11 protein-coding genes and 2 pseudogenes are annotated in these 14,295 nt (G+C 43.8%); 2 read left to right on the forward strand and 11 right to left on the reverse strand.

What is annotated here, in order from left to right:
• Positions 1 to 153 precede the first annotated feature (153 nt).
• Positions 154 to 1,362, forward strand: a complete 1,209-nt coding sequence (locus OCU60_RS14825; RefSeq protein ID WP_261854726.1) for an IS256 family transposase — start codon at positions 154 to 156, stop codon at positions 1,360 to 1,362.
• Positions 1,363 to 1,728: 366 nt separating this feature from the next.
• Here the strand turns inward: OCU60_RS14825 and OCU60_RS14830 are convergent, their stop codons facing one another.
• The 8 genes from OCU60_RS14830 to OCU60_RS14865 form a co-directional block, all read right to left on the reverse strand.
• Positions 1,729 to 3,057 (reverse strand): heavy metal sensor histidine kinase, encoded by a 1,329-nt coding sequence (locus OCU60_RS14830; protein ID WP_074373093.1) that lies wholly within the window; start codon positions 3,055 to 3,057, stop codon positions 1,729 to 1,731.
• On the reverse strand, positions 3,054 to 3,737 hold the full coding sequence (locus tag OCU60_RS14835) for a heavy metal response regulator transcription factor (RefSeq protein WP_074373094.1): 684 nt from the start codon (positions 3,735 to 3,737) through the stop codon (positions 3,054 to 3,056). Before OCU60_RS14835 ends, OCU60_RS14830 begins: the two co-directional genes overlap by 4 nt.
• 30 nt (positions 3,738 to 3,767) lie before the next feature.
• Positions 3,768 to 4,109 carry a P-II family nitrogen regulator gene (locus tag OCU60_RS14840; RefSeq protein WP_074373095.1) on the reverse strand — a complete coding sequence of 114 codons (342 nt, stop codon included), beginning with the start codon at positions 4,107 to 4,109 and terminating at the stop codon, positions 3,768 to 3,770.
• A 52-nt stretch (positions 4,110 to 4,161) separates the two neighbouring features.
• Positions 4,162 to 4,536, reverse strand: coding sequence for a DUF3316 domain-containing protein (locus OCU60_RS14845; protein WP_074373096.1), 375 nt, complete (start codon positions 4,534 to 4,536; stop codon positions 4,162 to 4,164).
• A 283-nt stretch (positions 4,537 to 4,819) separates the two neighbouring features.
• Positions 4,820 to 5,062, reverse strand: a complete 243-nt coding sequence (locus tag OCU60_RS14850) for a hypothetical protein (protein ID WP_074373097.1) — start codon at positions 5,060 to 5,062, stop codon at positions 4,820 to 4,822.
• 19 nt (positions 5,063 to 5,081) lie between these two features.
• Entirely contained in the window at positions 5,082 to 5,369 is a 288-nt protein-coding gene (locus OCU60_RS14855; RefSeq protein WP_074373098.1) for a hypothetical protein, read from the reverse strand.
• 180 nt (positions 5,370 to 5,549) lie between these two features.
• On the reverse strand, positions 5,550 to 8,270 hold the full coding sequence (locus OCU60_RS14860) for a heavy metal translocating P-type ATPase (protein ID WP_074373099.1): 2,721 nt from the start codon (positions 8,268 to 8,270) through the stop codon (positions 5,550 to 5,552).
• Position 8,271: 1 nt separating this feature from the next.
• Positions 8,272 to 8,706, reverse strand: coding sequence for a MerR family transcriptional regulator (locus OCU60_RS14865; protein WP_074373100.1), 435 nt, complete (start codon positions 8,704 to 8,706; stop codon positions 8,272 to 8,274).
• Positions 8,707 to 9,609: 903 nt separating this feature from the next.
• Here OCU60_RS14865 and ltrA point away from each other — a divergent pair.
• A pseudogene (ltrA, locus tag OCU60_RS14870) lies at positions 9,610 to 11,001 on the forward strand (group II intron reverse transcriptase/maturase); the annotation flags it as partial.
• A 7-nt stretch (positions 11,002 to 11,008) separates the two neighbouring features.
• Here ltrA and OCU60_RS14875 read toward each other — a convergent pair.
• The 3 genes and pseudogenes from OCU60_RS14875 to OCU60_RS14885 all read right to left on the reverse strand — a co-directional run bounded on the left by OCU60_RS14875 (position 11,009) and on the right by OCU60_RS14885 (position 14,294).
• Positions 11,009 to 12,161, reverse strand: a pseudogene (locus OCU60_RS14875) (IS3 family transposase).
• 11 nt (positions 12,162 to 12,172) lie between these two features.
• On the reverse strand, positions 12,173 to 12,766 hold the full coding sequence (locus OCU60_RS14880) for a hypothetical protein (protein WP_235862249.1): 594 nt from the start codon (positions 12,764 to 12,766) through the stop codon (positions 12,173 to 12,175).
• 10 nt (positions 12,767 to 12,776) lie between these two features.
• On the reverse strand, positions 12,777 to 14,294 hold the full coding sequence (locus OCU60_RS14885; protein WP_074375067.1) for a TnsD family Tn7-like transposition protein: 1,518 nt from the start codon (positions 14,292 to 14,294) through the stop codon (positions 12,777 to 12,779).
• Position 14,295: the final 1 nt, after the last annotated feature.

Genomic DNA, 14,295 nt, shown 5'->3' on the forward strand with positions numbered 1-14,295 from the left:
AGGGTGGACGCAGTAAGCTCTGAATACGAGTTACTGTAACGCCTATTTTGATTGGGTGACGCAGGGCTAAATCAGATTCAGATGTACTGATTAGGTAGTGTTCAAATTTCTGTGTCATTTCTTTAAACTGAACCAAAAAGGAAATGACACCTTATGTCTGACGATAAATTCGAAATTGATATTCAAGCTTTTGCCAAAGCATTGCAATCCGGTCAGGGCCTCAACGGCAAAGACGGTTTGCTCACCCCGTTGATTAAGCAAATCACTGAAGCCGCGCTCGGGGCTGAAATCGAACAGCACCTTGAAGCTGAGCCCGACAATCGCAAAAATGGAAAATCCCGCAAAACCGTTAAAACCTCATCCGGGGAATTTGAACTTGAAACGCCCCGTGACCGAAATGGCTCTTTTGACCCGCAAACTGTCAAGAAGCACCAGACCCGACTGACCGATGAGATGGAACGTAATGTCCTCTCCCTGTTTGCCCTTGGCAACAGCTATCAACATATCCGGGAATATCTGCTGGATATGTATGGTATCAGCGTTTCCAATGGCACGATTAACGCCATCACCGACCGTCTTATCCCTGAGCTCAGAGCATGGCAGGAGCGGGATTTAGACCCCGTCTATCCGGTCGTCTGGCTTGATGCCGTTCACTACAAAATCAAGGAAAACGGTCGCTTTGTTTCCAAAGCCATTTACACCATCCTTGCACTCAATATCGAAGGAAAAAAAGAGCTGCTGGGGATTTATCTCTCTGATGCCGAAGGCGCGCATTACTGGCTCAGTGTCCTGACCGACTTACAAAATCGCGGTGTCAAAGATATTTGTATTGCTTGTGTCGATGGCCTCAAAGGGTTCCCTCAGGCGATTGAAACCATTTACCCGCAGACTGAAGTCCAACTCTGTGTTATCCATCAAATCCGTAACTCGATGAAGTATGTCGCCAGCAAAAATCAGAAAGCGTTTATGGCGGATTTAAAATGTGTTTATAAAGCGGCAACCCTTAAAGCTGCCGAACATGAGCTGGATGAGCTGGAAGCCAAATGGGGACCACAATACCCGCTGGTGATTCAGTCATGGCGCAATAAATGGGAGAACTTATCGGTGTATTTCAAATATCCCGAACAGGTCCGCAGAGCCATTTACACCACCAATGCGGTTGAGGCGGTACATCGTCAGTTCCGCAAACTGACCAAAACCAAGGGCGGTTTTGCTAATGAAACCAGCTTGCTCAAGCTGTTGTATGCAGGTATGTTGAAAGCCAGTGAAAAGTGGACGCATCCGGTGCAGAACTGGAACCTGACACTGTCTCAGCTCAGCATCCACTTTGAAGGCAGACTCACTCCATATCTGGATTTATAAAAATGGGCGTGACACAGAATAATGAACAGTCTCACGCTTTTACAGCAGTCACCACCAGAGGTAGATGAGCTATCGCAATGAATAGAACTATCGCTCTTTGTCACCTCCATCGATGGGCAGCCTATCATCGCATGATGACTTGCTGTGGCCTCAGACATTTCCATCGAGTCATGATTAGAGGGTTGAACTAAATAGGTCGATATTGGACTCATATCCATCATTGGCATACTTGAGACGTAGCTCGACATCAACATCGCTAAGGTGCTGATAATCAAAATGCTTGTTTGTCTCAAAGAGTTTGTCATGTCGTACCTTTTCACTTTGCGTTCATTATAAGAACTGGTGGGCAATAGTGATATTAAAAACTTATTGGAGCTCAGGATTATTGAAAATAAATACGAATTCAGTTCGCTCATCCTTCGCATTGACTAAGATATCCCCGTGATGTGCTTTCATAATAGCCTTAGCTATAGGAAGCCCTAATCCAGCACCAACACTTCCGTTATGGACACGCGACTTATCGGAACGATAGAACCGTTCAAATATATAGGGCAAAGAGCTCAAAGGGATAGGCTCACCAACATTGCTAATTGTCACCTTAATGCTCGTTTCTGATTCTGAGATTACTACTGATATATCCGTATTATGAAAGCAGTGCCTCAACGCATTAGACAACACATTACCAAATGCTCGTTGAAGCATATCTTTGTCACCATACAGAGTCGACGAACCATCTAGAGTAAATCGAACGTTTTTCTCTTCCGCCAACGCTTCGTAATACTCAAGTAAGGGTGTGATAACCTCTTTCAACTCTAACTCTGATTCGGTCTTATGCAGAAGTTGGTTCTCTGATTTAGCTAGGTACAGCGTATCTGAAATGGTCTTATTGAATCGCTCCAACTCTTCGACATTAGATACCAAAATGTCTTGGTACTCTTCAACGGAGCGCTCTATACCAAGTGCAACTTGAGTCTGGGTCTGGATATTGTTCAACGGTGTTCTTAACTCATGAGCAATATCTGATGAAAACTCACTCAACCTGAGGTAGCCTTCTTGTAACCTCTCTAACATTTCATTTTGAGAAATAATTAAGCTGCTTAACTCCTTTGGAAGTGAGTCACTTGGTATACGCATGCTGAGGTTGCTCGTATTCACTTGCGCGATATACTCTTTTAATTGCTTCAGTGGCTGTAATCCATTTCTAACAATAATTAATGCGTAAGCACCTGACAAACTCAGTGTCAAAACTAATGTCCAAAATAGAATAGTATTTAGCTTGTCGAAAAACACCTTATGGTGAGTTACATCCATTGCCAGAACAATCTCACCACCTTTTATCTCAGGGTAATCAAACTTAAAAGCATGAAAACGGTTATTGCCTACACTCCATTCATATGAGGATCTGCCTATCAGCTCAGATGGAAAATCAATAGTTTCATTATTTGTTTTCACCACCTGTTTGTTGTTTAAGACCCAAGCGGAAATATCCCAAGAATGGAACAAGTCTAAATCACGCTCAACAGTGCCTATCAAAGGGCGGAGTTTTGTTTCTAGGTGCCTATAGTCCTGTTCATTAAAGTGGTTCTTGATAGCGTGTTGGATCGTTAAAGCAAACACGACTAAAACCACAAAAGAGGCTGTGACAAACATAAACACCAGTTTGCGTGCGATTGATTGATTTAGTAATTTTTTCATTCTACGCCGTCATCAAGCTTGTACCCCATACCTCGCACGGTCTGGATGAGTTTGTTTTGATAAGGCTTGTCGATTTTCGACCTCAATCTTTTCACTGCTGCATCAATAACATTCGTATCACTATCAAAGTTCATATCCCAAACAGCGGACGCTATCTGAGTGCGAGTGACGACTTGACCTCTTTTCGCAAATAGATATTCCAACAAAGAAAACTCTTTTGCTGTCAGAGGGATCGTGTCATCATTACGAGTCGCCTTTCGTTTAAGCAAGTCGAGGCTCAAATCAGCAACACATAGAACAGACTCTGTCTTGACTGTTGCGGCTTGATGACGTAATGCGTTTTTGACTCTTGCTAGCAACTCAACAAAGGCAAAAGGTTTGACAAGGTAATCATTCGCTCCTAGCTCAAGCCCTTTCACTCTATCTTCCACCTGATCTTTAGCGGATAGAATAATGACAGGTGTAGTAAGTTCACTGCTGCGAAGCGTCTGTAATAGCTGCCACCCATTCAGCTTTGGTAGCATAATGTCTAAGACTATAAGATCATATTCATTGGTCGTAGCTAAGTACAAAGCATCTACACCGTCGGTAGATAGATCTACATTGTACCCTGACTCCATTAAACCTTTTTTAAGATAGGATCCTGCTTTCTCTTCATCTTCTACAACGAGTAACTTCATATAAGAAAAATACCTTGGTTTCCTTCGGTGTTATACATCAAGCTTGTGATTATATGATGGGTTAGAAATCTGTTTTTTCATATTATTATCAAACAACAAAACGTTCTCTATAACAGACGTAACACCATTGCCTTCTTGTGACACACATAGGGTATCCAGTAGTGCCCCAACCAAGCTCTGAGTATGGCTATGACCAATGAAAACATCTAGTTGGTAATGTGTGTTTAAAGCATGGGTATCAATTACGTTCGTATGCCTTCCACGCCCTTGCACTTGACTAATCGTGAAGTTTCGCACACCTTCCTCTGCGAGGATCGATTCTATATCGTCAAGCTTTTGCTCCTGAAATATTATCGAAATTTTATCAATCATAGCTGCTCCTTAGCCCTTAGAACAAGTTAAGGTTCTAAGGGCTCTGCTGAGTTTAGTTGTTGTCTCGTTCTTTATAATGGACATAAAGATGTACTTTCGCTACATATTCTAGCTGACCTTGAGTATTCAATCTTTCTTGAACAGTTACATACCCTCCATCTTCTAGGTGAGTCTTATCTCGATCAATACCATAACTTATAAGGACTAGAGCTGCATTTAAGTCTCGCCCGCTCATACCCTCAAACTCTAACAGTTTTTCTGCCCCTAACGTGTATGCTTCTTGTTTAGAGCCCACTGCCTCAATAGATACCGTTTTATGATCTACTCGACTAATGTAATTGCCACCGGTATACAACGGCTGAGCAATTGCAGCGGCGCTAGTCAGCAAAATAGAGCTAGTTAATAGCATTTTGTTTAATAAGTTCATTTACTTTTCCTTTTCTGTTTTGACGAACTAAGTTTAGCTAAATTATTGTGACGATTTCCGGCACTCAAATATGACACTTTTGTCATATTGAGATTTAGGTGGTAGGTAATCAAAAAACTTTTCACCACAACGAAATCAAGCAACCCTATAAGCAGCCTTGTTGTAATTGCGATGAATCCTGTGGCAATAAACGATAAAGAGCCGCCCAGTTAGCTGAGGCGGCTCTTTTTTACTAGAAAAAGTAAAGGGGATCTCTTTTTCTGATTACGAGTATTTCATTGGTTCAGCTACTCATCATTTTTTTGCACTCTTCTGGCATGTCTTCCATGTTCATGCTTTGCATCATTTGCATGTGTTCTATCATCCTATCGTGATCCTTCATCTTATCCGCGTGAGATTGCTTAACATGCACTTTCTCATTTTGCGCGACATTGTGATGTCGATGCTGATCATCGATGGAACTTGTTGCTAACACCGGCATCGCAACTAGACCACTAAATAACACTGATACATATAACTTTTTCATAACATCACTTAACCCTTACTTATGCTTTGAACTGTTGATTGTTTTCAATTTTTTCCACCGATTGCTCGTTGGCTTCGGAGTCTTTCTTTTCACTTGGCATCATCATCTTCATCATTAAACCATGCATAGCTAAACAGATGATTAATGGAACAATCGCACTACTAAGGTATGCCCAACTAAATATCTCTTGGCTAGAAGAGAGAATAAATAATGGAATACCCACCATTAATAACGCGCATAGAACCATCATCCATCCATGACCTTTATGATGACCATTCTTGTGACAATCTGATTTTTTGCTTTTCATTCTCTTGCTCTCCAAAATAACTTTAACTCGTTTAACTGAGACTCAGTTTATCGCAACGCTTAGATCAGGAGTGGGGAGGGGTTCATGACAATTTTGTCACCTTAGCCGTTTTTCTTACCCCAAAACCACCAGACTATAAACACGATTGCTGTAAGACCTAATATATTGACTAACATAGTATTACTCCTCATTGGTTGTAGAGGCTGAAGCTGGTGTATAAAAGCGCAAGCGATTAGCATTGGTTACAACAGTAACAGAGGACAGTGACATCGCAGCCCCAGCGATGATCGGACTTAATAGCCAACCCGTGAACGGAAACAGAAGCCCTGCTGCCACAGGAATACCCAAGCTGTTATAGATAAACGCCCCCCACAAGTTCTGCTTAATGTTTTTCATTGTGGCAGTACTGATCCCAATCACATCTGAGATACCGTGGAGTGAGCTGCGCATCAAGGTAATATCGGCACTTTCAATCGCGACATCCGTACCACTGCCAATAGCAAAACCAACGTCTGATTGAGCAAGTGCTGGCGCATCATTGATACCATCACCGACCATGCCGACAACATGCCCTTTCGCTTGCAACTGTTTAATCCAGTCAAGCTTATCCTCAGGCATCAATTCCGCATGATATTCATCAACATTCGCGAGTGATGCCACCGCCTTCGCTGTATTGTGGTTATCCCCCGTTAGCATCACGACATGAATGCCTTGCTGATGAAAACGATTTATCGCACTTCGAGCATCATCTCGAATCGGGTCACTGATACCGAACAGCGCTTGCACTTGAGCGCCTATCGCAAAATACACCACTGTGGTGGCTTCTTGCTCCCACTGCAATGCATGCTCTGTAACCAATTCAACATTGACGTTAAACTGTTTCATCAGCTTGCGATTGCCAAGCAACACGCGTTGACCCGCATACTGAGCCTGAACACCAAGTCCGGTTAATGACTCGAAATCTGACACTTCTGGTAAGCGCGCTTCATCACGCACCTCACTTTGAGTAAATGCGATTAACGCTTTAGCTAGCGGATGGTTAGATCCTTTCTCCAAAGCATTGACCAGAGGCAGAAACTCTGAATCATCTGACAACGAGACAAAATTTGTTACTTCAGGTTTACCTTGAGTAATCGTACCGGTTTTATCCAGTACGACGACATCCAACTCACTGGCTCTTTGTAACGCTTCTCCATTTCGGATTAGCCCGCCAAACTCGGCTGCCTTACCGACACCGATCATAGTAGAAATCGGCGTTGCTAGACCAAGTGCACAAGGGCATGCGATGATCAACACCGAGGTAGCTGCCACTATCATATAGACTAAGGAAGGTTGAGGGCCAAAGTTATACCAAACCAGCGCTGTCAGAATCGATAGAATCATCACGGTTGGTACAAACACTGAAGACACTTTATCGGCTAGATGGCTGATTGGTGGCTTTGAGTTTTGCGCGTTCGACACCATGCTGATGATCTGAGCAAGAACGGTATCACTGCCCACTTTCTGCGCCTCAAAAACGAAACTTCCGTGGTCATTAATCGTCCCGGCAGACACTGAGCTGCCCACTTGTTTAACAACAGGAATTGGCTCTCCAGTGAGCATAGACTCATCAATCGTTGTCTCGCCCTCTGTAATCACACCATCAACCGGGACTTTTTCACCGGCTCTAACCCGAATCAAGTCGCCGGTGATAACTTGTTCAATCGATAAAGACATCTCCTTGCCGTCACGAATCACCATGGCAGTTTTGACTCTCAAATCAAGCAAACGCTTGATAGCCTGCGAAGTTCTGCCTCGAGCCTTTAACTCAAGCGCCTGTCCTAAATTGATTAAACCAATGATCATGGCTGTAGCTTCAAAGTAGAGGTGCCTTGCACTTTCCGGAAGCCACTGCGGCCCGACAACGACCACCATTGAATAGAGCCAAGCGGTACCCGTTCCCAGCGCTATTAATGTGTCCATGTTCGCATTACGGTTCAGAAAGGCCTTCCAAGCTCCAGTAAAAAAGTGCTTGCCCGCACGGACTAAAATGAAAAATGTCACTAAACCTAAGGCCAACCATAGTAACTGCTCAGATTGCGTATTGACATTCATTGGTCCGCCGAACAGACCGTACACCATCAACGGTACTCCGAGACCAAGACCAATAACGCTTTGTTTTACTTTAAAGCGATACTCCTCAGATTCACGCTCTTCTTTGAGGTCACTTGCTAACGCCTGATCGACAATTTCTTCTGCGTCATATCCTGCGCCTTGTATCGCCTCAATTAGTACGCTGGCAGGCTGACTTGAAACCACGGTCGCCGTTCGATTCGCAAAGTTCACGTCAACAGAGTCGACACCTGACACCGATATAAGAGCACCTTCAATCGTGTTAACACAACTTGCGCAAGTGACACCGATTAATGACAGCTCGATACTGACATCCAACGCCTGTGTTGTTTTCACTTTGTTCGATTTAATTACATCCGTAGTTTGTGGTTGCGTGTCATCAGTCATACCGCTATAACCCAGTTCGACTAATACGCTTTCAATGTCATTGCCGTTCAAACTGCTATTCACAACCAATGTTTGATTTTCTAAATCAACAACCACTTGAGCAGCACCATCCAATGCACCTATCGCTTGAGTGATTTTACCCACACAGTGTTGGCAAGTAACATTAGATACTGATGTACGGTACTCTTGTTGCGTAGGTATTGAAGCCGCATAACCTAACTTTGCAAGGACTTCTATCGCGCTTTCTGGCAGCAACGTGGTTATGAGCTCTGCTCTGTTTTTCGTATCATTAATAGTGAAAGATACATCAGGGTCTCTTTCACGTAACCCATCTACAATTTTAGCGACACATCGGCCACAGTTAATGCCGGAAAGTGCTAGAGAATACTGTGTTGTGTTCATGTTAGTTTTCCTCGGGTAATACTTGATGGTGCTTCTCAGACCAGTCCTCGATTAAGCAACATAATGCGTTGCCGTTGGGCTCCATATCCGGTTTTTCATTCCACTCTGCGTAAGTTGCTTCCATCATGGCTAAATGGCGTTGTTGCTCTTCGATCTTTTGCTTGGTTTCTACGATTTTATCAGTCAGCATTTGCCTCACAGCTGGGCAAGGAGTCAGCCCTTGCTCGGAGTAATCAATGATTTCTTGAATCTGGCTAAGGCTAAAACCAATAGATCGCGCATGAGAAATGAACTTCAGGCGATTAACCGCACTTTGCTGGTACATCTTGTAGCCATTGTTGGGGTCTCGCTCTGCATAAAGAAGGCCTTTTCTAGTGTAAAACCTGACTGTTTCAGCAGTCACACCTGCTGCTCTCGCAATTTCAGTTGTCAACATAATCCATGCCTCTGAAGGTTTAACGCACATGAAACTTTATTCGTTTTATGTTGCTAGCCAAAAATAAATGCGACTAAAAATATAATCACAAACAACCCAATAAACAGTTTAAGTAACAACTTAGGGTCACTGCTCCCACCGTTTGGGGCTTTGTTACAACAACTCATAACTATCTCCAATTCGTTACCAATGTGTATTAGTTGTAGCTTAAAACCTATGTGTTAGACATAGGTCAAGCATATTGAGAAAAAATTTAAGAGGTATGTTATTGATGAGTAATAAATTGGGAGCTAATTACAATAATGTAATGAACTCTAAATGATTTGGGGGCGTGCGACGTGAGGTCGTATGAAGCGCTGTTCACCGCTTAACGAGTGAACCATCTGTATCACCAGATGAACCTAGGAGCCTGAATAAAGTAGCGGCTCTGACAATGTAACGAAGGTTGGTATCTGCCAATCGGGATTGAAATCGTGAGAGGACGATCCTCCTGATAACCACAAAATCGGGTGAGTGCTAGGTAGTCAGCATGATGAACATAAGTAAATCCGCGTAAGGTGCGTTAATCGATGAACAGCGGAAGTGGTTAATACGCTGTAGCCAAAAGGCACGAGAGTCGGAAAGAGATTGCCCCATGCTCTTTCGTGATCGTTGAACTCTCCGCACTATAGCGGGCATCTAAACTGACATTGCGCGACATACGGAACACGGTAAGCCTGTATCACTCCCTCTGGGAAAGCCTCTGTGGCCGATAGTGATGCAGGTATAGGATGTTGGAAAAAGCGAAGGCTGCATTGTAACGGTGCAGATACAGATCCTTATCTGATCACGAAAGTGAGCTGACTTCCGACTGGTCTCCCATTGCAAGAGAATTTGAAGAACTTTATTCAAGGAGAAAAGCAAATGATGATTTCAAAAGAAATTAGTGCCTCTCCTGACAGTGCTCAATGGCAATCCATAAACTGGAAAGCCGTTGAATCACATGTTTTAAAGCTTCAGATGCGTATTGCAAAGGCAACTAGAGAAGGTAAATACGGCAAGGCTAAGTCCTTACAATGGATACTGACTCACTCTCGCTCAGCAAAGCTTCTTGCTGTTAAGCGAGTATCACAAAACAAAGGTAGTAAAACGCCTGGAATAGACGGCGTTATCTGGAACACAGATACGCGCCGTATGAAAGCAGTCAATCAGCTGAGCAGAAAAGCGTATCAAGCCAAACCGCTCAAGCGTATCTACATCCCCAAGAAAAACGGCAAACTCAGACCACTTGGTATCCCCTGCATGGTCGATAGAGCGCAACAAGCGCTTCATCTTCTTGCACTAGAACCAGTATCAGAAAGTCTTGCTGACCCCAACAGCTATGGTTTTAGGCCAAACCGCAGTACTGCCGATGCTATAGCGCAGTGCTTCAAGTGCTTGGCTATGAAACGATCGGCTCAATGGGTTCTTGAGGGTGACATCAAAGCTTGTTTCGATAAGATCGGACATCAATGGCTGATGGATAACATTGCCATCGATAAACGTATGTTGGAACAATGGTTAAAGTCTGGTTTTATGGACAAGGGGTTGTTCTATCGCACTGACGAAGGAACGCCACAAGGTGGGGTCATATCCCCAACCTTGATGCTAATAACTCTTGCAGGGCTTGAGCAACGCATAAAGTCTACCGCACTCAAAAAGGGTGCAAGAGCCAACTTTATTGGATACGCCGATGATTTCGTCGTCACTTGTGCTTCAAAGGAAGTACTGGAGAACGATATCAAACCGTTGATTGCTGATTTCTTAACAGAAAGAGGCTTAACACTCTCCGAAGAGAAAACGCACATTACTCACATCAGCAGAGGTTTTGATTTCCTAGGTTTTAATCATAGGAAGTACAAAGGGAAGTTGCTCATTAAACCGAGCAAATCCAACACACTACTGTTCTTGAGTAATTTGCGCGAACTCATCAAAAAGCACGCAACCATCCCTGTTAACGATCTTATCAAGCTGATAAATCCGAAACTCAGGGGCTGGTCGAATTACTATCGACACTGTGTTGCGAAACAGGTATTCGGATATGTAGGTCACAAGCTATTCCATACGCTATGGCACTGGGCTAAAAGGCGTCATCCAACAAAATCTAGAACTTGGATCGCCCTTAAATACTTCATCAACCGTCAAGGTCAATGGCAATTTCACGGTTGGCAGAAGATCATGAATATGGATTGTCAGTTCAATCTGTTTCAAATAGCTAAGGTACCAATAGAGAGACATGTGAAAATCAGGAGTGCCGCTACGCCTTTTGATCCTCAATAGGGTTCTACCCCGTTTTCACGGACGGTTTAGTAAAGACGTAAACTTGCTGTCTTGATTCGCCAGTCTACGTCGCATTCTTGGATTATGGAACCGTTCGATATAATCAAAAATATCTGCTCTGGCTTCATTTCTTGTCCGGTATTGTCGATAATTGATTCGTTCCCGTTTCATCACACCGAAGAACCCTTCACAAGCCGCGTTATCTGCACAATGGCCTACAGCACTCATGCTGCTGGTTAGGTTCTTTTGCTTGAGAAAGCGCTGATAATCTCCGCTGGTAAATTGTGTGCCACGATCTGAATGTAAGATAACATGATGTCTTTCCTGTCGCTGCCAAACCGCCATTTCGACGGCTCGAATCACCATATGACGGTCTTGTCGATGATGCATCGACCAGCCAACGATGAGCTTGTTAAACAGGTCAAGCACCACACACAGATAAAGCTTCCCTTCAAGTGTCCCAATTTCTGTAATGTCTGTGACCCATTTGGTTTCCGGCTCCAAAGCATGAAAGTCCCGCTCAAGATGATTCTTTAAACCGTCAGGACGTGCGGACTGTCGCTTTGCCCCTCGACCTTTTTTACGCGGCCTGCCATAAAGTCCATTCGCTGACATCAGCCTGGCGACACGATTTAAGCTCGCTTGCAACCCTTCGGCTTGCAGATCTTCGTGCATACGTGGTGCGCCGATAATACCACCGCTATCATCATGGATCTCGCGCATTCGTTTTAATAACGTTGCGTTAGCAAGAGCACGCGCACTTGGCTGACGTTCCACCCAAGCGTAATAACCACTAGGAGAGACGCGCAAACAACGGCACATGAGGCGAATAGAAAACACATCGCGGCAACGCGATATCGCAAGATACCTTACGGTAACTCTTTGGCGAAGAACGTTGCCGCTTCTCGCAAAAAATCTCGTTCCTTTTTCACTTTCGCTAATTCGCGTTTTAGCCTCGCCATTTCTTCATCACGAGGAGAGCCACTGCCTTGAAATGCTTTATCTTGTGACTGCTCCGCCTCTCGTTTCCAACGGTTTAATAAGTTAGGATTGATGCCGATATCTAATGCTATCTGACGACAACTCACACCCGGTTGCTGAGTCAGCGCAACGGCTTCGCGTTTGAATTCTGCAGAATATTTTCTTCGCTTGGTCATAGACACTCCTTTTAGGCATAGTATGCCTCTTTATAGATGTGTCCGTAAAATATGGGTAGAACCCATGCCGAAGGAGGAAAGTTTGATGTTTGCAACACTTCGATATTGGCATAGTCCTCCTTGGTGTTAACTTCGACCTTGAAGTCTGTAAGCAAACGAGAAGACATTAATGACGCTCGCGATAAGTAAGAGCTGGCATAAAATAGGACCCTTGCCAACTCTAGCTGAGGAATAATCAGTTTAGGGGCAGCGCCTCGGTCTAATACAAATGCATGTTGCGCTGACTCTTTCTTTCTCAAAGACTCTGCTGACTCTGAGTCGGGGAACTCACTCAAGTTACTGTGTCGAAGGAGCTCATTACTTCTAAATTTATGACGCCCTCGTTTAGCGTAACTTTCTGATAACCCTCTTTGATTAATTATTTTTCCTCGATACAAAGCAGGAACGTTAGAAAATGCAGTCGCATGAAAATTATTTTTCTGCTGTGGGGGATAGCACCAAACCTCAATTAAAGGCCGGTAAGACTTATCACTTTCCCGCACCAATATCTTACCAGTATGAACTACACGCACATCATCATCACACTTGTAAAACCTCGCTCCCATCAGTACATCCTTATTTTAGATTTGATCCCGTGGCTACCCAGCCAAGTAAGTCGTCGACAATTGGCACTATTCTTTCTTTAGGAAGGCTTGCTGAACGCATCAATTGCCAGCGACTCATTCCTGAACCTGTTTTTGATTTTGCGATTACAGCTATGACTAGCCGACGAGCTTGAAACTCAAAGACGCTTTCTTGATACCGATTCAAAGCAAAAGATAGCAAGGGTAATAAGTTCAGTTTTTTGCTCACCGAACCGTAATCATCTAGCTGCTTAAGTAAGAAATTTTTGCTTCTTCGAGGACCATCAACAACAGTATCTAATCGTTCTACAATCCTAATAAGCTGCTTAGTTAGTGATCGGTCTCTTGCTCTCCAATCTACTTTTTTCTGCCTTACATGAGGATGGGATTGATGGACTCGATTGAAAGCTAATAGCCAATCTCTATCATTTCGGTACAGCCAAGCATACAGTGCACCACCACCAGGAAGTTTGCGTGCTCTCTTAACCGGGGCGTTACCTATTAAGTGACGCCACAGCTCACGTTTTTCTTCACTTGGATTTGGCACAAGCTGAGCATTGTCCTTCGGGATCGATACCGTCACTTTATCTTTTGATTTTACTTCTTTTATGATCTCACTAGCCGACATTTCAGGAATAAAAGCACACCAAACCGTTAAGTGCTGTAGATAGCTAAAAGCTTTACGATGACGGCGAAATAACGTGCGAAGCCAGTTAGTATCTCTATCAGAATTGATGGTTAGCTCAGGGGTAACGATCTTGCTTACAACTAAGTCCGCAATCTTATCGTGAGCAACCTGTTTAGGGCCTTTTCCACACCCAAAGTCGTGTGCTAGATGATTGTAGAAAAGGCTCCATTGATGCTGAGTCGGGGAGCCTTGGGCTGGTAAACACATTACCTCTTTAGCTTTGCTCGCTAAGTAAGCAAACCGCTGCGCTGTTATATTCTGGTGGTTACATAAAAAGGGCTGACATTGTATTCGGCCACATGCATGGTACGTGTGCCGACTATCATGGTAAGAGGTTGTCGATTTATTCAGAAGGCCGTGCTCAGGGCAATAAGGTAAGGATGGTAAAAACCACAACCTAGACCAATAACTTTCCCCAAATTTTTGTTTTTGCTCCGCGACACAAGCTGGGCAAACACAAAAATCATCTGATGTTTTTACAATAGAAGCTGGGGCTCCTAGCATTAGATGAACAGAGCCCTTAGCGCAATGTTCCATTCGCTCCATCGCTCTAACCCTAATGCTTTCGTCAACAAAAGGAGCGTAAATCGGGAACATTGTATGTTCATAAATAAGCTGTTGGACGTCAAATCGTCCCGTGTTAACTAGCTGCTCTGATATTGAAGATAAATGACTAGGCAGGTCAACTGTCGCAATCACTTTTCTGTCACCATACACTTCATCTAGTAGCTGTTTAGAGCTTGTTATCGCACTGCGAATTCCAGCTCTAGCTACTAAGCTATAGATTAATTCATCTGGGTAAGGGACAGGGAAGCAACGCAAT

It is taken from the genome of Vibrio spartinae, from assembly GCF_024347135.1.
GTDB lineage: Bacteria > Pseudomonadota > Gammaproteobacteria > Enterobacterales > Vibrionaceae > Vibrio > Vibrio spartinae.

Coding starts and splice junctions, on each gene's coding strand:
- OCU60_RS14825 (WP_261854726.1), top strand. CDS start 154: ATGTCTGACGATAAATTCGAAATTGATATTCAAGCTTTTGCCAAAGCA.
- OCU60_RS14830 (WP_074373093.1), bottom strand. CDS start 3,057: ATGAAAAAATTACTAAATCAATCAATCGCACGCAAACTGGTGTTTATG.
- OCU60_RS14835 (WP_074373094.1), bottom strand. CDS start 3,737: ATGAAGTTACTCGTTGTAGAAGATGAAGAGAAAGCAGGATCCTATCTT.
- OCU60_RS14840 (WP_074373095.1), bottom strand. CDS start 4,109: ATGATTGATAAAATTTCGATAATATTTCAGGAGCAAAAGCTTGACGAT.
- OCU60_RS14845 (WP_074373096.1), bottom strand. CDS start 4,536: ATGAACTTATTAAACAAAATGCTATTAACTAGCTCTATTTTGCTGACT.
- OCU60_RS14850 (WP_074373097.1), bottom strand. CDS start 5,062: ATGAAAAAGTTATATGTATCAGTGTTATTTAGTGGTCTAGTTGCGATG.
- OCU60_RS14855 (WP_074373098.1), bottom strand. CDS start 5,369: ATGAAAAGCAAAAAATCAGATTGTCACAAGAATGGTCATCATAAAGGT.
- OCU60_RS14860 (WP_074373099.1), bottom strand. CDS start 8,270: ATGAACACAACACAGTATTCTCTAGCACTTTCCGGCATTAACTGTGGC.
- OCU60_RS14865 (WP_074373100.1), bottom strand. CDS start 8,706: ATGTTGACAACTGAAATTGCGAGAGCAGCAGGTGTGACTGCTGAAACA.
- OCU60_RS14880 (WP_235862249.1), bottom strand. CDS start 12,766: ATGGGAGCGAGGTTTTACAAGTGTGATGATGATGTGCGTGTAGTTCAT.